Source organism: Vibrio sp. 99K-1, from assembly GCF_013114585.1.
GTDB classification, from domain to species: domain Bacteria; phylum Pseudomonadota; class Gammaproteobacteria; order Enterobacterales; family Vibrionaceae; genus Vibrio; species Vibrio chagasii_B.
Genome location: NZ_VTXF01000018.1, coordinates 173598 through 195632, shown reverse-complemented (window position 1 = coordinate 195632; position 22035 = coordinate 173598). Strand labels below are relative to the sequence as shown.

Annotated in this window: 18 protein-coding genes and 2 tRNA genes; 3 read left to right on the top strand and 17 right to left on the bottom strand. The window is 44.7% G+C overall.

All coding sequences use genetic code 11. The features are described 5' to 3' along the window. Positions 1 to 64 precede the first annotated feature (64 nt). From pnp to rlmE, 14 genes are all read right to left on the bottom strand, one after another. Positions 65 to 2185 (bottom strand): polyribonucleotide nucleotidyltransferase, encoded by a 2121-nt coding sequence (pnp, locus tag F0228_RS15885; protein ID WP_008218809.1) that lies wholly within the window; start codon positions 2183 to 2185, stop codon positions 65 to 67. A gap of 355 nt (positions 2186 to 2540) precedes the next feature. Next, positions 2541 to 2810: a 30S ribosomal protein S15 gene (gene rpsO / locus F0228_RS15880; protein WP_004740633.1), complete on the bottom strand. Its 270-nt coding sequence runs from the start codon at positions 2808 to 2810 to the stop codon at positions 2541 to 2543. Between the two features lie 218 nt (positions 2811 to 3028). Next, positions 3029 to 3982: a tRNA pseudouridine(55) synthase TruB gene (gene truB / locus F0228_RS15875; protein ID WP_171731588.1), complete on the bottom strand. Its 954-nt coding sequence runs from the start codon at positions 3980 to 3982 to the stop codon at positions 3029 to 3031. Further along, on the bottom strand, positions 3982 to 4395 hold the full coding sequence (gene rbfA / locus F0228_RS15870) for a 30S ribosome-binding factor RbfA (protein WP_061032510.1): 414 nt from the start codon (positions 4393 to 4395) through the stop codon (positions 3982 to 3984). Before rbfA ends, truB begins: the two co-directional genes overlap by 1 nt. A 133-nt stretch (positions 4396 to 4528) precedes the next feature. After that, positions 4529 to 7219, bottom strand: coding sequence for a translation initiation factor IF-2 (infB, locus tag F0228_RS15865; protein WP_008218816.1), 2691 nt, complete (start codon positions 7217 to 7219; stop codon positions 4529 to 4531). Positions 7220 to 7241: 22 nt separating this feature from the next. Next, on the bottom strand, positions 7242 to 8729 hold the full coding sequence (gene nusA, locus F0228_RS15860; RefSeq protein ID WP_008218818.1) for a transcription termination factor NusA: 1488 nt from the start codon (positions 8727 to 8729) through the stop codon (positions 7242 to 7244). A 35-nt stretch (positions 8730 to 8764) separates the two neighbouring features. Next, positions 8765 to 9220 carry a ribosome maturation factor RimP gene (gene rimP, locus F0228_RS15855; protein WP_004738265.1) on the bottom strand — a complete coding sequence of 152 codons (456 nt, stop codon included), beginning with the start codon at positions 9218 to 9220 and terminating at the stop codon, positions 8765 to 8767. Between the two features lie 234 nt (positions 9221 to 9454). Then, positions 9455 to 9531, bottom strand: a tRNA-Met gene (locus tag F0228_RS15850). Between the two features lie 53 nt (positions 9532 to 9584). Further along, a tRNA-Leu gene (locus F0228_RS15845) sits at positions 9585 to 9669 on the bottom strand. Between the two features lie 16 nt (positions 9670 to 9685). After that, positions 9686 to 10018: a preprotein translocase subunit SecG gene (secG, locus tag F0228_RS15840; RefSeq protein ID WP_171731587.1), complete on the bottom strand. Its 333-nt coding sequence runs from the start codon at positions 10016 to 10018 to the stop codon at positions 9686 to 9688. Positions 10019 to 10297: 279 nt separating this feature from the next. After that, positions 10298 to 11638: a phosphoglucosamine mutase gene (gene glmM, locus F0228_RS15835; protein ID WP_105057555.1), complete on the bottom strand. Its 1341-nt coding sequence runs from the start codon at positions 11636 to 11638 to the stop codon at positions 10298 to 10300. A 21-nt stretch (positions 11639 to 11659) separates the two neighbouring features. Then, positions 11660 to 12490, bottom strand: a complete 831-nt coding sequence (folP, locus tag F0228_RS15830; protein WP_105057556.1) for a dihydropteroate synthase — start codon at positions 12488 to 12490, stop codon at positions 11660 to 11662. Between the two features lie 88 nt (positions 12491 to 12578). Beyond that, positions 12579 to 14546 (bottom strand): ATP-dependent zinc metalloprotease FtsH, encoded by a 1968-nt coding sequence (gene ftsH / locus F0228_RS15825; RefSeq protein WP_105057557.1) that lies wholly within the window; start codon positions 14544 to 14546, stop codon positions 12579 to 12581. Positions 14547 to 14653: 107 nt separating this feature from the next. Then, positions 14654 to 15283 carry a 23S rRNA (uridine(2552)-2'-O)-methyltransferase RlmE gene (gene rlmE / locus F0228_RS15820; protein WP_004738253.1) on the bottom strand — a complete coding sequence of 210 codons (630 nt, stop codon included), beginning with the start codon at positions 15281 to 15283 and terminating at the stop codon, positions 14654 to 14656. Between the two features lie 114 nt (positions 15284 to 15397). On the opposite strand from rlmE, the gene yhbY reads away from it, so the two are divergent. Continuing rightward, entirely contained in the window at positions 15398 to 15694 is a 297-nt protein-coding gene (gene yhbY, locus F0228_RS15815; RefSeq protein ID WP_004738252.1) for a ribosome assembly RNA-binding protein YhbY, read from the top strand. A gap of 126 nt (positions 15695 to 15820) precedes the next feature. Here yhbY and greA read toward each other — a convergent pair whose 3' ends face one another. Beyond that, entirely contained in the window at positions 15821 to 16294 is a 474-nt protein-coding gene (gene greA, locus F0228_RS15810) for a transcription elongation factor GreA (protein WP_008222155.1), read from the bottom strand. A gap of 514 nt (positions 16295 to 16808) precedes the next feature. Here greA and F0228_RS15805 point away from each other — a divergent pair. Next, a complete protein-coding gene (locus F0228_RS15805) occupies positions 16809 to 17870 on the top strand; it encodes a porin (protein WP_171762441.1) in 1062 nt (353 codons plus the stop codon). Between the two features lie 111 nt (positions 17871 to 17981). After that, entirely contained in the window at positions 17982 to 19415 is a 1434-nt protein-coding gene (gene dacB, locus F0228_RS15800; protein WP_171762440.1) for a serine-type D-Ala-D-Ala carboxypeptidase, read from the top strand. A 108-nt stretch (positions 19416 to 19523) separates the two neighbouring features. Here the strand turns inward: dacB and F0228_RS15795 are convergent, their stop codons facing one another. Next, a complete protein-coding gene (locus F0228_RS15795) occupies positions 19524 to 20369 on the bottom strand; it encodes a magnesium transporter (protein WP_061032502.1) in 846 nt (281 codons plus the stop codon). Positions 20370 to 20792: 423 nt separating this feature from the next. Continuing rightward, complete coding sequence (tyrS, locus tag F0228_RS15790) at positions 20793 to 21980, bottom strand: tyrosine--tRNA ligase (RefSeq protein WP_105057560.1); 1188 nt, start codon at positions 21978 to 21980, stop codon at positions 20793 to 20795. Positions 21981 to 22035: the final 55 nt, after the last annotated feature.

Genomic DNA, 22035 nt, shown 5'->3' with positions numbered 1-22035 from the left:
CATGCTTTGTTGACGATAGGTTAAAAATCACTAAAAAGCGATATCACTATCGACACACTGAGAATTACTCAGCAGCAGGTGCTTCGCCTTCAGCCGGCGTTTCAACTGCTTCTTTCATGCTTAGACGTACACGGCCTTGACGGTCAATCTCAAGAACCTTAACAGGAACTTCTTGACCTTCAGTTAGGTAGTCAGACACTTTCTCAACGCGCTTGTCAGCGATTTGAGAGATGTGTACTAGACCATCTTTACCTGGAAGGATAGTTACGAATGCACCGAAGTCAGCTAGGCGAGCAACTTTACCTTGGTAAATGCGGCCAACTTCAACTTCAGCTGTGATCTCTTCGATACGACGGATAGCTTCTTTAGCAGCAGCGCCTTCAGTAGCAGCAATCTTGATTGTGCCGTCGTCTTCGATTTCGATCGTAGTACCAGTTTCTTCACAAAGAGCACGGATAACTGCGCCGCCTTTACCGATAACATCTTTGATCTTATCAGAGCTGATTTTCATTGTGTGGATACGTGGAGCGAATTCAGAGATATCTTCACGAGCACCAGAGATAGCTTCATCCATTACAGAAAGAATGTGCTTACGTGCACCTTGCGCTTGGTTAAGAGCAATTTGCATGATCTCTTTAGTGATACCTTCGATCTTGATGTCCATTTGAAGTGCAGTGATACCGTCGTTAGTACCTGCTACTTTAAAGTCCATGTCACCTAGGTGGTCTTCGTCACCAAGGATGTCAGAAAGAACTACGAAGTCATCGCCTTCTTTAACAAGACCCATTGCGATACCCGCAACAGAAGACTTGATTGGAACACCTGCGTCCATAAGCGCTAGAGATGTACCACATACAGAAGCCATTGAAGAAGAACCGTTAGATTCAGTGATTTCCGATACAACACGAACTGTGTATGGGAACTCATCAACAGAAGGCATTACTGCAGCGATACCACGCTTAGCTAGCTTACCGTGGCCGATTTCACGACGCTTAGGAGAACCTACAAAACCAGTTTCGCCAACACAGTATGGAGGGAAGTTGTAGTGTAGTAGGAAGTTATCTTTACGCTCGCCTGTTAGCTCATCGATGATTTGAGCGTCACGCTGTGTACCAAGCGTAGCAGTAACGATAGCTTGAGTTTCACCACGAGTGAATAGAGAAGAACCGTGAGTACGTGGAAGAACGCCAGTGCGAACGTCTAGTGCACGAACCATGTCTTTTTCACGGCCATCGATACGTGGGTTACCAGCGATGATGCTGCGACGTACCACTGTTTTCTCTAGGTCGTGGAAGATAGAGTGAACTTCTTTTAGGTTTACTTCTTCGTCTTCAGATACTAGTACTTCGTTAACTTCAGCCGCGATCTCGTGGATACGGTCGTAACGAGTCATTTTCTCTGTGATTTGGTAAGCTTCAACTAGCTTAGCTTCTGCAAGCTCAGCGATGCGAGTGTTAAGCGCAGTGTTCTCTTCTGGAGCAACCCAATCCCATGCAGGAGTAGCAACTTCAGCTGCGAATTCGTTGATCGCGTTGATAACAACTTGTTGTTGATCGTGACCAAATACTACCGCTGATAGCATCTCTTCTTCTGTTAGGTTGTCTGCTTCAGACTCAACCATTAGAACCGCACCAGCAGTACCAGAAACAACAAGGTCAAGCTTAGACGTTTCTAGCTCAGTGTTGCTTGGGTTAAGTACTAGTTGACCGTCGATGTGACCAACACGTGCTGCACCGATAGGACCATTGAACGGGATACCAGAGATAGCAAGTGCTGCAGAAGTACCGATCATTGTTACCATGTCAGGCTGAACGTCTGGGTTAACAGACATTACTGTAGCGATAACTTGAACTTCGTTCTTGAATGCATCTGGGAAAAGAGGACGAATTGGACGGTCGATTAGACGAGCCGTTAGTGTTTCGCCTTCTGATGGACGACCTTCACGCTTGAAGAAGCCACCTGGGATTTTACCAGCAGCGTATGTACGCTCTTGGTAGTTAACCGTTAGAGGGAAAAAGTCTTGACCTTGTACCGCTTCTTTTTTACCAACAACAGATACGAATACTGAAGTATCGTCCATTGTTACCATAACTGCTGCAGTAGCTTGACGAGCAATAACGCCAGTTTCTAGAGTAACTGTGTGGTTACCGTACTGAAACGTTTTTACAACTGGTTTCTCAAACATTGTATTTCCTTTATCTAAAGATTGTTCTTTAGAGTCAGTAAGTTGAAACCCAAAAATCACCAATCGCGACTAGTCGAAGCAGACGGATTTTATGGGCTGTATCGAAAAAATACAGCGTACATCCACTTTGAATAGTCGCGACCTATTGGCCGACATCTGTGACTGTAACTTCTGGGTCGTATAATACCTATACAGTTAGCTGTACAGGCGAGGCATAGTATAAACTATTTTTATATACAGGGATATTTTCGTACTGAAAAAGCTCCGTGAAATAGCTCAAACTCTGTCTTTCAGGCACAAAAAAAGGAGCAATAAATGCTCCTTTTTCTTCAAACAGTCTTTGCAGACATCGCTATTAGCGACGTAGGCCTAGGCGCTTGATTAGGTCTTGGTAACGAGAAAGGTCTTTACCTTTCAGGTAGTCAAGAAGCTTACGACGGCTAGAAACCATACGTAGAAGACCACGACGGCTGTGGTGATCGCCTTTGTGAGCTTTGAAGTGACCTTGTAGGTGGTTGATAGAAGCAGTAAGTAGTGCTACTTGTACTTCTGGTGAACCTGTGTCGCCTTCAGAGCGCGCGTATTCTGCAACGATTGCTGCTTTAGTTTCTGCATTCAGAGACATAATTCTCTCCTGATAAGAGTAGTTTAATATTTGTAGCAGCCAATCTCTGATTCAGCCGCTACGCGAGCCGAGGATTATAGGGAAGTTTGTCATTTGGTGCAATAACAATCGATGGCCTTAGAAACGAAAAAAGCGAAGCGCTTAAATTAAGCGTTCGCTTTCTACTTTATTGATTCGCTTTTCAAGGCTAAACACCAATACCTAACTCGGTTTCAGCGTTACGCTTGTGGCTCTTCATCTCTGAAAACAACCAAACGTTTCGGTGCAACTCGGCCATCGTCCGCAATCTGAGCAACGCCAACAAACAGCTTCTCTTCGCCGCTTGTCATGCGAACCGTACCTTCCGTTGGCGCACCAGCAACCTGAACAGGCATACCGTGCTGAACCAAATCTGTCAGTTCGGCATTGAGGTTTACTTCTGGTAGATCTTCAACGGCAGTATCCATTGGCATTAGTAACGGGTCAAGCAGCTCTTTAGGTGCAATCTCTTGCTCCTGCGCTTGCTCTAGGATCTCGTTAAGCTGCTCCAATGTTACCATGCGCTCGTAAGGGTATTTCGCAACACCAGTACGACGAAGCATGGTCACGTGAGCACCACACCCTAGCATTTCGCCAAGGTCATCCGTGATCGTGCGGATGTAAGTACCTTTTGAACAGTGCACTTCCATCTCAACCTCATCACCTTCAAAGCGAAGCAGATCAATCGAGTAGACAGTGATCTTACGTGATTCACGTGGGACTTCAATACCAGCACGAGCGTACTCGTACAATGGCTTGCCTTGGTACTTCAATGCAGAGAACATCGATGGTACTTGGTCTGTTTCACCTTTGAAGCTTTCAATGCAACGCTCAAGTTGCTCTTGAGTCACATTCACTTCACGAGTTTCAACCACTTCACCATCTGAATCCGAAGTGTTGGTACGCTCACCAAGCTTAGCGATCACAACGTAGCGTTTGTCAGAATCTAGAAGAAACTGAGAGAACTTCGTCGCTTCACCAAGACAGATTGGCAGCATGCCGGTCGCAAGAGGATCCAGAGCACCTGTGTGCCCTGCCTTCTCTGCAAAGTAAATACGCTTTACTTTTTGCAGTGCATCATTAGATGAAATGCCCGTTGGCTTATCTAACAGAATTACCCCATTAATAGGGCGACCTTTACGACGGCGAGCCATTACTCTTCGCCCTTAGACTGAGTGTCGTCAGTGCGGCCTGCAGCTTCTTGCTTACGCTTGTCGTCATTCAGAACTTCACTTACTAGGTTAGACATACGCATGCCTTCTACTAGTGTGTTGTCGTAAGTAAAACGAACTTCTGGTGTTAGGCGGTGACGAATACGCTTGCCTAGCGCCATACGGATTGGCACTTCATGCTCTTTAAGAGCAGCAAGGCATGATTCAGGTGTTTGCTCACCAATACATAGGAAAGTAACGAATACTTTTGCGTACGCAAGGTCACGAGACACTTCTACGTCTGAGATCGTTACCATACCAATACGTGAATCACGAACTTCACGTTGTAGGATAAGAGCAAGCTCTTTTTGAAGCTGCTGAGACACACGTTGTGTGCGGCTAAATTCTTTTGACATTTTCTTTTCTCACTTAGAAAGATGGGGGGCTTGGTAATTACCAGCCCCCCATGGTGTATTCAACAACCGATTACTTCTTACCTTTACTAGTAATGTTAGTAACCTTAGTCAATATGTCGAGTCGTACAGACGATTAGTCTAGAGTACGTTTAACCTCAACGATTTCGAATACTTCGATCTGGTCACCAACGCGTACGTCGTTGTAGTTCTTAACGCCGATACCACACTCGTAACCATTCTTAACTTCTTGAACGTCGTCTTTGAAGCGACGAAGTGACTCTAGTTCACCTTCGTAGATAACAACGTTGTCGCGTAGTACGCGGATTGGGTTGTTACGCTTAATTACGCCTTCAGTAACCATAGAACCAGCGATCGCGCCAAGTTTAGGTGACTTAAATACGTCACGAACTTCAGCAAGACCAATGATCTCTTGTTTGAATTCAGGAGCAAGCATACCGCCCATTGCCTGTTTCACTTCGTCGATCAGTTGGTAAATGATTGAGTAGTAACGTAGATCTAGGTTTTCGTTCTGAACCGTGTTACGCGCAGTTGCGTCAGCACGAACGTTGAAACCAAGGATGATAGCGTTAGAAGCTGCTGCAAGTGTTGCGTCAGTTTCAGTAATACCACCAACACCAGAACCTACGATGTTCACTTTAACTTCGTCAGTTGATAGTTTCAGTAGAGAGTCAGCAATTGCTTCTACAGAACCTTGAACGTCAGCTTTAAGTACTACGTTCAGTTCAGCAACTTCACCAGCTGCCATATTAGAGAACATGTTCTCTAGTTTCGCTTTCTGTTGACGAGCTAGTTTCACTTCACGGAATTTACCTTGACGGTAGTTCGCAACTTCACGAGCTTTACGCTCATCACGTACTACTGTTGCTTCATCACCTGAAGCTGGTACACCAGAAAGACCTAGGATCTCTACTGGGATAGAAGGACCAGCTGTCACTACTTCTTTACCGTTTTCATCGCGCATTGCACGAACACGGCCGTACTCTTGACCACAAAGAACGATGTCGCCTTTGTTTAGAGTACCAGACTGAACTAGGACTGTTGCAACTGGACCACGACCTTTATCAAGACGAGATTCAACAACAACACCAGATGCCATGCCTTCTTTAACTGCAGTCAGTTCAAGAACTTCAGATTGAAGAAGGATTGCTTCTAGAAGACCATCGATGTTTGTACCCTGTTTAGCAGAGATGTGAACGAACATGTTCTCACCGCCCCATTCCTCAGGGATTACGTCGTATTGAGCTAGCTCATTCTTAACGTTGTCTGGGTTTGCACCCTCTTTATCGATCTTGTTCACAGCAACAATCAGAGGAACGCCTGCCGCTTTCGCGTGCTGGATCGCTTCGATTGTTTGTGGCATTACGCCATCGTCTGCTGCCACTACTAGTACAACGATATCTGTCGCTTGAGCACCACGTGCACGCATAGCAGTAAACGCCGCGTGTCCAGGAGTATCAAGGAAAGTGATCATGCCGTTGTCAGTATCTACGTGGTAAGCACCGATGTGCTGCGTGATACCGCCAGCTTCGCCAGAAGCAACGTGTGCTTTACGAATGTAGTCAAGTGTCGATGTTTTACCGTGGTCAACGTGACCCATGATAGTAACAACTGGAGCACGACCTTCAGCGATAGCATCGTTATCACGGTCTGCTAGTACTGCTTCTTCAAGTTCGTTTTCTTTACGTAGGATTACCTTGTGGCCCATTTCTTCAGCAACAAGTTGTGCTGTTTCTTGGTCAATCACTTGGTTGATAGTCGCCATAGCGCCCATCTTCATCATTACTTTGATAACTTCAGTTGCTTTAACTGACATCTTGCTAGCCAGTTCAGATACAACGATAGTTTCGCCGATAGCAACGTCAGACTTAGCAACAGTTGCTGACTTATCGAAGCCTTGCTGCATTGAAGTTGGTTTAGCAAGCTTACCTTTAGCACCACGACCACGTTGGTTACGACCACCACGGTTGTTGCCAGGTTGGTTAGCTGGAGCTGCTTTCTTCTTACGACGACGAGGCGCTTTTTCTTCTTTCTGGTCAGCTGCATCTTCAGCTTCACGAGCGTAAGTAGAAGTTGTCACGTGGTAGTCCGCAGACTTCTCTTGTTCTTTCTTCTTCTGCTCTTCTTCAGACCAGCGCGCTTCGTTCTCTTCAGCTAGCTTACGAGCTTCTTCAACTAGCTTCGCCGCTTCAGCTTCAGCTTTACGCTGTGCTTCTTGCTCTTGACGAGCTTTTAGTTCATCCGCTTCTTTTTTCGCTTGTGCGTTAGCGTCTGCATTTTTTGAATTCATGTCTTTTTTAGCCTTTTCAGCTTGGGCGCGTTGAGCTTTTTCTTCAGCATCACGTTTTGCATCCGCTTCACGTTTTGCTTTCTCATCAGCTTCGCGCTGTGCTTTCTCTGCAGCTTCACGTTTCGCAAGCTCTTCAGCTTCTTGACGTGCTTTCTCTTCCGCTTCACGCTTAGCTGCTTCCTCAGCTTCACGTTTCGCTTCATCTTCAATAGCGCTGCGCTTCACGTAAGTACGCTTTTTACGTACCTCTACTTGAACATCCTTACTCTTACCGCCTCCAGCGGCAACACTTAGCGTGCTGCGGGTCTTGCGTTGAAGAGTTAAACGAGTCGGCTCTGCTTCACCAGAAGTATCGCCATGCTCCTTTTTAAGGTGCGTTAGCAATGTTTGCTTCTCTGAATCAGTTACTTGATCCGACCCTGATTTCTTCATGCCTGCATCAGCAAGTTGTTCAATTAAGCGGTCAACTGGCGTACCAATCTCTTCACTCAGTGCTTTAACTGTTAATTGTGTCATACCGCTTTCTCTCCTTGCTGAATTATTCTTCGTCGCCGAACCAACAGATGTTACGTGCAGCCATAATTAGCTCGCCCGCACGTTCTGCAGTTAGGTCTTCAATGCCTTCTAGTTCATCAACGCCTTGGTCAGCTAGGTCTTCCAATGTTGCCACGCCTTTTGCTGCAAGTTTGTAGGCCATTTCACGCTCTAGGCCTTCAAGTGCTAGCAAGTCTTCAGCAGGTTCAACACCGTCAAACGTCTCTTCTTTCGCAAGTGCTAGAGTCGTTAGTGCATCTTTTGCACGGTTACGTAGTTCTTCAACGATACCTTCGTCTAGGCCATCAACTTCAAGAAGTTCGTTTACTGGTACGTAAGCCACTTCTTCTAGCGTAGAGAAGCCTTCTTCAACAAGTAGCTGAGCAAAGTCTTCTTCGATGTCTAGGTGCTTCATGAAGTTTTCAATCGAAGCAACCGCTTCTTCTTGGTGTTTCTTCTGAAGGTCTTCAACCGTCATTACGTTCAGTTCCCAACCAGTCAGTTGAGATGCTAGACGTACGTTTTGACCGCTACGGCCGATAGCTTGCGCTAGGTTGTCCGCTTCAACAGCGATGTCCATTGAGTGTGCATCTTCATCAACGATGATAGAAGCAACATCAGCAGGAGCCATTGCATTGATTACGAACTGAGCTGGGTTATCGTCCCAAAGAACGATATCGATACGCTCGCCGCCAAGCTCGCCAGATACAGCTTGTACACGTGCACCACGCATACCAACACACGCGCCCACAGGGTCAATACGCTTGTCGTTTGTTTTCACAGCGATTTTAGCACGAGAACCTGCGTCACGTGCAGCACCTTTAAGTTCAATTAGCTCTTCGCCAATCTCAGGTACTTCAACACGGAATAGCTCAGCTAGCATTTCAGGCTTAGAGCGAGTAATGAATAGCTGGAAGCCACGAGCTTCTGGTTTAACTGCGTATAGAAGACCACGTACACGGTCGCCTGGACGGAAGTTTTCACGAGGAAGTTGGTCATCACGTAGGATTACCGCTTCAGCGTTGTTACCTAGGTCTAGGATGATCGTGTCACGGTTAACTTTCTTAACCACACCAGTAACTAGCTCACCTTCGTTGTCGATGAACTGTTCAACGATTTGAGCACGCTCAGCTTCACGTACTTTTTGTACGATAACTTGCTTCGCAGTTTGAGTAGTAATACGGTCAAACGTTACTGACTCGATGTCATCTTCAATGAAACCGCCAAGTTCGATCTCTGGATCGTCGTACTTAGCAGCTTCAAGAGAAATCTCTTTTGTTGGGTTTTCAACAACTTCAACAGCTTCCCAGCGACGGAAAGTTTCGAAATCACCTGTTTTACGGTCGATTTCAACACGAACTTCAATTTCTAGTTCGCTTTTCTTTTTTGTTGCCGTTGCAAGCGCGATTTCAAGCGCTTCAAAAATACGCTCACGAGGAACTGCTTTCTCATTAGAAACAGCTTCTACTACCGCCAAAATTTCTTTGTTCATTAATCTAGCCTCTTAAGCTCTTCTCTCTAGGAGAACTAAAATTTAGGGATCAGGTTCGCTTTCGCAATATTGCTTAGGACGAATTCTTCTTCTTGTCCTTCAACCAATACTTTTACTGTCTCGCCTTCAATAGATTGGATATCACCTTTCCATTTACGACGGTTGCCGACAGCCATTTTCAAAACGATGCTTACCTCGTGACCAATAAATTGTTGGTAATGCTCTGCTTTGAACAGTGGTCTCTCTAAACCTGGTGAAGACACTTCAAGGTTATAAGCCACTGAAATTGGATCTTCAACATCCATTACGGCACTTACTTGGTGACTAACTTCAGCGCAGTCGTCTACATTGATGCCGTTTGGAGAATCGATGTAAATACGTAGCGTTGAGTGCTCACCAGCACGAATAAATTCTAATCCAACTAACTCATAACCTGATGCTGCTACTGGAGCGTCAAGCATTTCAGTAAGTTGTCTTTCTAAACCAGTCATTTAACCACTCCAGAAACAAAAAAAGGGCTCAAAGCCCAATTTAAATTCCAAGCAAACATTATCTAAACGCATTTACAAATGCTTAGATAACAAAAAACCCCGTATAAGCCGGGGTTTTTGTTGCTGGACCCTTATATGCTAAGTGCCATCACATTCGATATCACACTTAACTCACAGTGAGGTTCACACTGTGCAAACTTGCTACCAATCAAGACTAAATATAGCACTTAAAATTGGTTGCGGGAGCCGGATTTGAACCGACGACCTTCGGGTTATGAGCCCGACGAGCTACCAAGCTGCTCCATCCCGCGTCCGACTTGCGAGCATTATACGCCCAACAAGATGTTTTACAAGTTTGTAAACATGGTGCCGAGAGAGGGACTCGAACCCTCACACCCTAAGGCACTAGCACCTCATGCTAGCGTGTCTACCAATTTCACCATCTCGGCATCAAATCTTTACAGATTATTGTGGAATCTCGTCGCCTTGCGCCGGAGCTTCACTCACTGCGTCTTCAGCTTGCTGGATAACCTGACCTTGAGTCGGGTCCATCCACTGTGACTCAGTTTTATGTGTAGACATATTACCGAGCACTAAGCTAAGGACAAAAAATGTAGTTGCAAAAATTGCAGTCATTCGGGTTAGGAAATTTCCTGAGCCACTAGCACCAAACACAGTGTTTGAAGCGCCAGCACCGAAAGAGGCTCCCATATCTGCGCCTTTACCTTGTTGAATCAACACTAGGCCAATTACACCAAGCGCTGCCAACAGGTAAATCACAAGTAGAACTGTAAACATTTTTCCACCTATGTTCCTAATTGTTGAGCCAGCGCCGTTCAAAAAAGTTATTTTCAAGAACAAGGCTAGCGACCTCCTAACTGAAGGCCGAGCAATACTAGCGAATGCAGCGATGGCTGACAAGGAGAATTTGCTAAAAAATAAGCCTTTACCAAGTGAACGGTTAAAAAAAGGCCAAAAGCAACACAAAACTCATTTGTACCCCTTTTGACCACTCTATAATTCAACCGTTTTTACGTACAAGCACTCTTAATGGTACCTGCTGAGCAAACCACTAAATTAGCAGTTTGCTTTTACTGCATCTGCAATCTTAAGTGCTGATGATTGAACCAGTTCAGCATCTTCACCTTCAACCATTACGCGCAATAGTGGCTCTGTACCAGACTTACGAAGTAATACACGGCCCTTCTCGCCAAGCTCAGCTTCTACTTCTACAACAGCTGCTTTCACTGCGTCTGCTTCCAGTGGGTTTGAATCACCACTGAAACGAACGTTTTCTAAGACTTGCGGGTATAGCGTCATGCCTTGAGAAAGCTCATTCAATGTCATTTCACTGCCAACTACTGAAGCAAGAACTTGCAGTGCTGCAACGATAGCATCACCAGTTGTCACTTTATCTAGCAGGATAACGTGACCTGAGTTTTCAGCACCGATCTTCCAGCCTTTTGCTAGCAGTTGTTCCATTACATAACGGTCACCAACTGCAGCGCGCACAAATGGAATACCTAGCTGCTTAAGGCCGTTTTCCATACCTAGGTTGGTCATCAGCGTACCAACAACACCACCTTTCAGCTCACCACGACGCAATGCATCGCGAGCAATGATGTAAGCAATTTGGTCACCATCAACCTTGTTACCTAACTCATCAACCATGATGATACGGTCACCGTCACCATCAAAGCCAAGGCCTAGTGCAGCTTTCTCTTCTAGCACTTTCGCCTGAAGAGCGCGAACATCCGTCGCACCCACTTCGTGGTTAATGTTGGTACCGTTTGGTTCAACACCAATAGCAACAACCTCAGCACCTAGCTCTTTGAATACCGCAGGAGCAATGTGGTAAGTCGCGCCGTGAGCGCAGTCAACAACAATCTTCATGCCAGCAAGGGTCATTTGATTCGGGAACGTGCTCTTACAGAATTCAATGTATCGACCTGCCGCATCGTTTAGACGAACTGCTTTACCAAGCTCAGAAGAGTCAACACACTCAATCTCTTTATCAAGTTCAGCTTCGATCGCCAGCTCGATATCATCTGGAAGTTTAGTGCCTTCAGAAGAGAAGAATTTAATACCGTTATCGTAATAAGGGTTGTGTGAAGCCGAGATTACGATGCCCGCTTCAGCACGGAATGTTTGTGTTAGGTAAGCAACAGCAGGTGTTGGCATAGGACCAGTGAACGTCGCTTGTAAACCAGCAGCAGCAAGACCTGCCTCTAACGCAGACTCCAACATGTAACCAGAGATACGCGTATCTTTACCGATAATAACTTTCTTTGTACCTTGCTTCGCAAGTACACGACCAGCAGCCCAGCCAAGCTTCAGAACAAAATCAGGTGTGATCGGGTACTGGCCTACTTTGCCACGCACACCATCTGTGCCGAAATAACGTCTTTTATCAGACATAGTGATTTTCCTTAATTATATTTAGTGATTGTTGTTCATCACTTCGATTATTTTCATCGCTTCCAGTGTCTCCTCGACATCATGAACGCGAATAATTTGTGCGCCTTTCATCGCGGCAATCGTCGCGCAAGTGACGCTTGCGACCATGCAGTCGGCCGGAACCTTGTCTAGCAATTTAAAGATCATCGATTTTCTCGACATCCCCGCTAAAACAGGTAAGCCTAACGAATGAAACTTTTCAAGATGCGCTAGTAGGTGATAATTGTGTTCGATGGTTTTCCCAAAGCCAAAGCCAGGATCAAGGATCAGCTGATCTTTTGAAATACCCACCGCCTCACACGCTTCTACCCTTTCTTGCAAGAATGCTTCTACATCCTGAAGAACATCATCATAACTTGGGTTAGCTTGCATGGTTCTCGGCTGACCTTTCATGTGCATCAGACAAATCGGAACATTAGCATCAGCGGCGACTTGTAATGCTCCAGGCTCTTGCAAAGCGCGCACATCATTGATCAAATCAGCGCCCGCTTCAACAGCTTGGCGCATCACTTCCGCTTTACTGGTATCTATCGAGATCCACACATCAAACTTGGCACGAATGGCTTTAATAGCAGGAATGACACGGGCAAGCTCCTCTTCTAACGAAACATCAGGAGCGCCAGGTCGAGTTGACTCACCACCAATATCGATAATGCTAACGCCCGCTTGAACCATGCGTTCAGCTTGCTGTAAGGCATTATCAAGTGAGTTAAATTTCCCACCGTCAGAGAAAGAGTCAGGGGTGACATTGAGGATACCCATCACATGTGGGCGATCTAACACGAGAGTTTTATTATTTGCTTTTAATATCATGGAAGGCCGATCTTAAAGGGAAAAACACCATAGGCTATAAACAGAAAAACCCTGAGCGTACTCAGGGTTTTAATTGATAGTTTAGCGATTAAGAATCTTTGTTTTGAGCATCATCTGATTCAGATTTAACTTCTTCAACTTTTGACTCTTCAGCTTTAGGTTCCGCTTTAGCTTCTTCAGCCTTAGCTTCAGGTTTTGCTTCTTCCTTTGTAGGTTCAGCTTTTACCTGATCACCCCAACCAGCTGGATCACGAATCTCTTGCTTACGCTCCATCAAGTCATCAATTTGACCTGCATCGATCGTTTCGAACTTCATTAGAGCGTCTTTCATCGAATGCATGATATCCATGTTATCTTCAAGAATCTTCTTAGCTCTATCGTAGTTACGGTCGATAAGGATACGAATCTCTTCATCGATAAGCTTAGTCGTGTCATCAGAAACGTGCTTAGCTTGACTCATGCCGCGACCTAGGAAAACTTCGCCTTCTTCTTCTGCGTAAAGAAGAGGACCCAATTTCTCAGAGAAGCCCCACTGCGTAACCATCTTGCGAGCAATATCAGTTGCACGTTCAATATCGTTAGACGCACCAGTTGACACTTTGTCTTTACCGTAAATAAGTTCTTCAGCAAGACGACCACCGTACAGGCTAGAAATCATAGACTCTAGATGTTGGCGAGACATGCTCACACGATCTTGCTCTGGCAAGTACATGGTTACACCAAGCGCACGACCACGTGGAATGATTGATACTTTGTACACAGGATCGTGTTCTGGTACCAAACGACCAACAATTGCGTGACCGGCTTCGTGGTAAGCCGTTGACTCTTTCACTTCCTCAGACATCACCATTGAACGGCGCTCAGCACCCATCATGATTTTATCTTTAGCCAGTTCAAACTCAACCATAGAGACATTGCGCTTGTTACCACGAGCTGCAAATAGCGCCGCTTCGTTCACAAGGTTTGCAAGGTCTGCACCAGAGAAACCTGGAGTACCACGAGCAATCAGAGATGGTTCAACATCGCCAGATAGTGGAACTTTACGCATGTGTACTTTAAGAATCTGTTCACGACCACGTACGTCTGGTAGACCAACTACAACCTGACGGTCAAAACGACCTGGACGAAGTAGTGCTGGGTCTAGTACGTCTGGACGGTTAGTCGCAGCGATAACAATAATACCTTCGTTACCCTCGAAACCATCCATCTCAACCAGCATTTGGTTCAATGTTTGTTCACGCTCATCATGACCACCACCAACACCAGCGCCACGTTGACGACCTACCGCATCAATCTCATCGATAAAGATGATACAAGGTGCCGCTTTCTTCGCTTGTTCGAACATGTCACGCACACGAGATGCACCAACACCTACAAACATTTCAACGAAGTCAGAACCAGAAATAGTAAAGAACGGTACTTTCGCTTCACCAGCAATCGCTTTTGCAAGCAATGTCTTACCAGTACCTGGAGGACCAACTAACAGGATACCTGTAGGGATCTTACCACCCAGTTTTTGGAAACGACTTGGGTCACGAAGATAGTCAACCAACTCTTTCACGTCTTCTTTTGCTTCGTCACAACCAGCAACATCCGCAAACAACGTTTTGATTTGTTCTTCGCTCATCATTCGAGCTTTGCTCTTACCGAAAGACATCGCGCCTTTACCGCCGCCACCGCCTTGCATTTGACGCATGAAGAAAATCCATACACCAATCAGTAAGATCATAGGGAACCATGAAATGAAGATAGTGCCAAGTAGGCTCTGCTCTTCAGGTGGTGTGCCCTGAACTTTTACGTTTTGATTAATTAAGTCATCAAGTAGCTTTTGATCATAAACAGGCATGTAAGTTACATACTTAGCACCACCGCCACGACGTGTGAAAGTGATTTCGCTGTTATTGAACTGTGCGTCTTGAATCTGGCCTTGGCCAACTTCCTGTACAAACGTGGTGTAATCTACTGCTCTGCCGTTACTTTCCCCAGGGCCGAAGCTCTGAAATACCGACATCAACACTACTGCGATAACAAGCCACAGAATTAAATTTTTTGCCATGTCACTCAAGGTGTCAGCCTCTCGATAACTAATTGTAATTAAAGGTAGGGTACTACAGTTTGTAACCTGTAGCCATATTGTTAACTCTCACTCTTGGAAGAGAATCGTTAACCTTTGTAACCAGTGGCTACGATAAACACTTCACGAGAACGAGCTCGAGAAGAGTCGGGTTTTCTGACTTTCACCGTTTTAAACATCTCACGGACGTCTTTAACGTATTGATCAAACCCTTCGCCTTGGAATACTTTTACAACAAAACTACCATCGGTAGCTAGAACTTGTCGACACATATCCAAAGCTAATTCAACTAAATACATAGCTCTAGGCTGATCTACAGAGTTGTTGCCCGCTATATTAGGTGCCATATCTGACATCACGACATCAACCATGTTTGGTTGTATACGTTCCAATAAGGCTTCAAGAACAGCGTCTTCACGAAAATCGCCTTGTAAAAAGCTAACGCCAGCAATTGGATCCATTGGTAACAAGTCACACGCAATGATTTGTCCGTTGTCTCCAACAATCTTAGCAGCATATTGAGACCAACCACCAGGCGCTGCACCTAAATCCACAACGGTCATCCCTGGAGACAGCAATTTATCTTTCGTTTGAATCTCTTCCATTTTGAAATAAGCACGTGAGCGATAGCCTTTCTTTCTTGCTTCGTTTGCGTACTTGTCGTCGAAGTGTTCCTTCAACCAACGGCCTGAACTGGCCGAGTGTTTCTGTTTGCTCATTGGATACCTAAAGTGGAGGAAAGTACTAATTGCCGAATAAATTATAGTCTTCAGCATTAGATGGCGTTAAAATAGGTTTTTTCAACCCTAATAGTAAAGAAAATTGGCCGCGTAATGAACCTAAGTACCAAACAAAAGCAGCATCTAAAGGGCCTAGCTCACAGTTTAAAACCTGTAGTGCTAATGGGCGCAAATGGACTTACTGAAGCTGTTCTAGCGGAAATCGAATTAGCTCTAGACCACCACGAACTGATCAAAATTAAAGTTGCATCAGAAGACCGTGAAACTAAGCAGCTGATTATCGATGCAATTGTACGTGAAACTAAAGCTGAGAAAGTACAGACTATCGGTAAAGTTCTAGTACTGTTCCGTCAGTCAGAAGCACGTAAAATCGAGATTCCACGTAAATAAGTTAGCCATATAATAAGCTAGCTTCACAAAGGGATAGCCAGTGCGCTTATCTTTTAGTGTAGCGTGAGAAACGAAAAAGGTCGCATTTAGCGACCTTTTTACTTATCAGAAACAAAGAAAATTCAATTAGATATATTCTACTTTGTCAATTTCGTAATCTTTATCACCGCCAGGAGTCGAAATCATCACTTCGTCGCCTTCCATCTTGCCGATAAGACCACGAGCAATTGGTGACTTCACTGAGATACGGCCAGTTTTGATATCGGCTTCGTCTTCAGAAACGATTTGGTAACGGTACTCTTCGTCTGTATCAACATCAATCAGAGTGACTGTTGTACCAAAGATAATCTTACCCGTGTTTTCCATTTGGGTTACATCGATGATTTGAGCTAGAGATAGCTTGTATTCGATATCACGGATTTGAGCTTCACAGATACCTTGCTCTTCACGAGCGGCGTGGTATTCAGCATTCTCTTTTAAGTCACCTAGTTCACGAGCTTCACCAATAGCTGCTGAGATAACAGGGCGTAGCTTAAGTAGGCGATCTAATTCATCACGTAGCTGCTGAGCGCCACGTACTGTCATTGGAACCTTTTCCATTTTTTACCTCTATGCCAAAGCTTTCTTTGGCCAACATAAATACACCCAACGTATTTTATTGGGTAGTAGAAACAAAACGATTTGGCTTAGTGTAAACAAACTTTATGGCTAAATCATCTTTATTCCACTTTGCGTTTTAAAAGCTGTATCTAGGTCTAAATTACTGACATCACAAAAATGAATAATAACCTCACCATCAATAAGCTGAAAAATAAATACCTAAAAAAACAAAAAACAAACAAAATAAACGCAGATCACACTTTTGTAAAAGCCAATCTAAAACAACAATTTAAAAGACAATAAATATAATAAAACAGTGTTCATTTTTTAGTTTTATATCATTTTACTAACTGACAATGGAACTTTAGAGGTAAAAAGTAACCCATGGATTGCACTGGCATTTTTCAGACTTCTGTTCTAATCATGGTTATGAAGCCTGATTAATACGGGCAATACACAAAAGGGTTCAAATCCTTAATAAAACTTCTATGGACAGTAATTAGGAAATAATAACATGAACAAGACTATGATCGCGCTTGCTGTATCTGCTGCAGCTCTTGCTACTAACGCAGTAGCAGCGGACGGTAAACAAGCTGGTGGTATCGACGGCACTTCTGTATACAGCTCTAACGGCACTTCTCTAGAGATCGGTGGTCGTGCTGAAGCTCGTCTATCAGTAAAAGATGGCAAAGCACAAGACAACTCTCGTGTACGTCTTAACTTCCTAGGTAAAGTTGAAATCCAAGATAGCCTATACGGTGTTGGTTTCTACGAAGGTGAGTTCACTACTTCTGACTACGATGCAAACGGTAACAATGTTAGCGGTGACAACACTATTGACAACCGTTACACGTACGCTGGTATCGGCGGTACATTCGGTGAAGTTACTTACGGTAAAAACGATGGTGCGCTAGGCGTTATCACAGACTTTACTGATATCATGTCTTACCACGGTAACTCTGCTGCATACAAAATTGGTGTAGCTGACCGTACTGACAACATGGTTTCGTACAAAGGTCAATTCCAAGACCTTGGCGTAAAAGCAAGCTACCGCTTTGCTGACCGTACTGAAACCAAGAACATTGCTGGTGATGTTAAAGATTACGAAGACAACAACGCAGACGGCTACTCTCTATCTGGTATCTACGCAATCGGTGACTCTGGCTTTAAGCTAGGTGCAGGTTACGCTGATCAAGACGAGCAAAACGAGTACATGCTAGCGGCATCTTTCCGCACTGAAGCTCTATACTTTGCTGGTACATTCACAGACGGTGAACTAGCGAAAGACAACGGTGACTACACTGGTTACGAATTCGCAACAGCATACACACTAGACAAAACTGCATTCACGCTAACGTACAACAATGCAGAAACAAATGGTGATACATCTGCTGATAACGTTGCTATCGATGCGACTTACTACTTCAAGCCTAACTTCCGTACATACATTTCGTACAACTTCAACCTAATCTCTGAAGGCGACAAGTTTGGTCAAGTTGGTAATGTAGGTAACCGCGGCGCAACTTCAGCTCAAGCTGAAGACGAGCTAGCTCTAGGTCTACGTTACGACTTCTAATTCTGATTGCCTAATGATTCATTAGTTAATTGAGAATCAAAACGCCCGCTCTCTAGCGGGCGTTTTTTATATCTGTATACTGAAAACATCAGCCATCCAAGACAATCTTCTATGCGCCTTCTATCCCCACTACTACTATGTAGTTTTTCCATTAGCGCTTTATCTGTTAACGCTTCCGCATACGCCCCTCTAGATACACTGCCCGATGGTAGTAGTACGAGTTTGATCATCAAATCGTTAAGCAATGATTCAAGCGAGCTTAATACCAATAGCGATGACTTTTATCCACCAGCCAGCACGTTAAAACTGGTGACGGCTTTAGCGGCCAAGCTAGAGTTGGGAGATGACTTTCATTACACGACTAGCATTCTTCGTTCTGGCAATGATTCAATCATTTCATTTAGCGGTGATCCAACTCTGCAACGTGAACAGCTAAAAAGCCTGTTAGCTCAGTACGCTAAGTCTCAATCCAGAACCATCAAAGGCAACTTATACCTCGATAACACGGCTTATACAGGCTATCAACGAGCGGTAGGCTGGCCTTGGGACATTCTAGGCGTTTGTTACAGCGCGCCTTCTAGTGCGATGACCTTAGACAGCAACTGTGCACAAGCCTCTATTTATACAAAAGATAACGGTAGCACTCGCGTCTATATTCCAGCCCATTATCCAATAGACGTGACAACCAATGCTGCCACCGTGACGCGTTCAGGACAAAAAGCCACACAGTGCGACTTAGAGCTCATCACCACACCAGATAATTCATACACGCTCTCTGGTTGCTTAGTGGAACGTAAGAAGCCACTACCACTAAAGTTCGCCATTCAAAATCCTGAGCTTTACACCTCTCAAGTGGTGAACTCACTACTTAAAGAGCTGAAAATACAAGTAAAGGGTGATGTACTCATTGGAGCCAAAGAAGGCACAAACAAAGCGACATTAGTTGCTAGTCATCACTCAGCGAAACTTCCAGAGCTGCTCGATACCATGCTCAAAAAATCAGATAACCTGATCGCAGACAACCTAACCAAAACCTTGGGAGCAAAGTTTTATGTGCAATCGGGGAGTTTCAATAACGGCACTGAAGCAATAAAACAGATACTGCTGACCAAAGCGAATATCGACCTCAGCAAAGCGCAGCTCGTTGATGGTTCTGGGTTATCTAGAAACAACCGAATGAGATCGCAGACCATGGCTAAAGTGCTTCGTTATATCTGGGAAAACGACTCACAGCTCAAGCTGATCGAAGCCATGCCAACATCAGGTATGAATGGAACGCTTAAGTACCGACAAAGCATGAGGAAAGCGCCGATTCAAAGCAATATCATAGCTAAGAGTGGTTCTTTGTACGGAACCTACAATATGGCGGGATATGGCTTAGATGAGTCTGGGAAGCCCAGCTCGCTATTCGTACAATTTGTTCGTGACTACTTCCCTGAAGAGCAAGACCCGGACAAACCAGTAGAAGCACCGATTACGCAGTTTGAACGTGCTTTTTATAAAGATGTGATTGAATACAGTCAAACACAGAGCCAGTCCAAATAGCGAGCCGTTTGTTGTAAGCGGTTTATGACGCAATAAAAATGGCGCTGAAGATCTTAGATCTTTAGCGCCATTTTTTATTTTCGAAGTGCTGTTACTATTTAATAAGCGCTAGGCGATGCCTAAAAACGCATTCACGACCGTGAAATAGATCCACATCCCCGAGATGTCTACTATTGATGCTAATACCGGGCTCACTAGCACTGCAGGGTCCAACTTGAACAAACGAGCCACGATAGGCAACCCGCCGCCAAGAACCGTCGATATTGTCACCTGAATAAACAGAGCAACAGCGATAGCAAAGGCAATCATGTTAATGTCGTAACCACCAGTAGACTGGTTTTCACTGAACAACAAGATACGTCCAATCATTACCGCGGCAATCGCCAGTGCTAAGCAAATCGCTACTCTAAACTCTTTCCATAGAACATTGGCCCACTGGCGTTTTTTCAATTCACCAGTGGCTAAGGCTCTAATCACCAGAGTAGCGGCTTGTGTTCCCGTGTTACCTCCCGCTGCAGCGATAACTGGCATATAGATAGCCAGCAGTACCAACTGGCTTAGGATATCTTCATACTGAGCAATGATAAGCCCAGAAACGATGCCTAGCAGTGCCAGCGCAATAATCCAACCGATACGCTGTCTAACATGGCTTAATACACCTGTAGAAAGGTAACCCTGTTGAGGCTCAACCTCTGAATAGATTAGCCCTAGTTGGTGAGCTAGATGTCGCGAGCGCTTTTCAAAGCCTTGCTCCTCTAGCTCACTAAGTAGAGCTTGAATCGTACTTAGAGAACATTGCCCTAATACAAGTACTGCATCTTCAAGCGGCATACAGTTCAAAAGCCTGACCTGCTGTTCACGTCCGTATTGCTGAAATGCATTCGATACAGCTTGGATGTCTTGCTCTGAGTACAGAGCTTCAATAGATAAAAAAGTGTTGTTCATTACCGTCATGGCGAATCTCCCGATTGGCAAAGGTAACGACCATCAAAACAAGTAGCCTACAGAGAGTACTTCACAAACATAAAGCGGTGTACACCAAAAGCGTATAACTCGATACATAAAGCATATAACTGAGCGCACCAAGAGCTTAAAGCACTGATGTGTCTACTTGTTAGAATCTAGAGTGTGGAAAAGAATGAAGGGAAAACAAAGATACCCTACCTGAACGGCAGGACAATAGATCAATACCGAGACAGGTTATTCTTCTCCATTCAAACTAGGAGGATGGTCGGTATTGTTCATAAAAATCTCCAAAATTACTGTCAGTTCGACAGCGCGCATAGTGTAGCAATGCTGTTAAAAAGACTTCGTCAATTCTCTGTCAATAAAAAAGGCATCCGTAGATGCCTTTTATTAAATCATTGATGTACGTTATTACTTGATAGTAATACGAGCAAACTTACGCTTACCTACTTGGTAAACAGCTGTACCAACTTCTGGTACCAGTTTGTTGTCTTCAACTTTCTCGCCTTCGATCTTAGCAGCACCCTGCTTGATCATACGCATCGCATCAGAAGTCGAGTTTACTAGGCCCGCTTCTTTTAGAACGTTAGCGATTGGTAGACCTGCTTCGAATTCGAACTCAGGCATATCATCTGGCACTTGGTTTTTAGCAAAGCGGTTAACGAACTCTTGCTCTGCTGCATCAGCATCTGCTTCACTGTGGAAACGAGCAATGATCTCTTTAGCCAGAAGCACTTTAACGTCACGTGGGTTTTTACCCGCTTCAACGCCAGCTTTCAGCTCTGCCACTTCTTCAAGCGGACGGAAAGACAGAAGCTCGTAGTAGCTCCACATTAGATCGTCAGAGATAGACATGATCTTACCAAACATTTCGCTTGGTGCTTCGCTGATACCAATGTAGTTGTGTGCAGACTTAGACATCTTCTTAACGCCGTCTAGACCAACAAGTAGTGGCATCATCAGTACCGCTTGTGGCTTTTGACCTGCTGCTTTTTGCAGTTCACGGCCCATTAGCAGGTTAAACTTCTGGTCAGTACCGCCAAGCTCAACATCGCTCTCTAGTGCAACAGAGTCGTGACCTTGTAGAAGTGGGTACATGAATTCGTGGATAGCGATTGGTTGACCACCAGCGTAACGCTTTTTAAAGTCATCACGCTCAAGCATACGAGCAACCGTTTGGTTAGAAGCAAGACGAATCATACCTTCTGCGCCAAGGTCAGATAGCCACTCAGAGTTGAAACGAATTTGTGTTTTCGCAGGGTCTAGAATTTTGAAAACTTGCTCTTTGTAAGTTTCAGCATTCTTCAATACGTCTTCGCGGCTTAGCGGTGGACGTGTTGAGTTTTTACCTGATGGGTCACCAACCATTGCAGTGAAATCACCAATCAGGAATGTCACTTCATGACCAAGCTCTTGGAAAGCACGAAGCTTGTTAAAGATAACCGTATGGCCTAGGTGAATATCTGGAGCCGTTGGATCGGCACCCAGTTTAATGCGTAAAGGACGACCTTCTTTTAATTTAGCAATCAGCTCGTCTTCTGGAATTAGTTCTTCTACGCCACGTTTGATCTCGGCTAGTGCAGCTTCAATACTCGCCATTCTTGTTCACTCCCACAGATTTGGCAAAAATATAATAGTTAGACATCTTACTTGA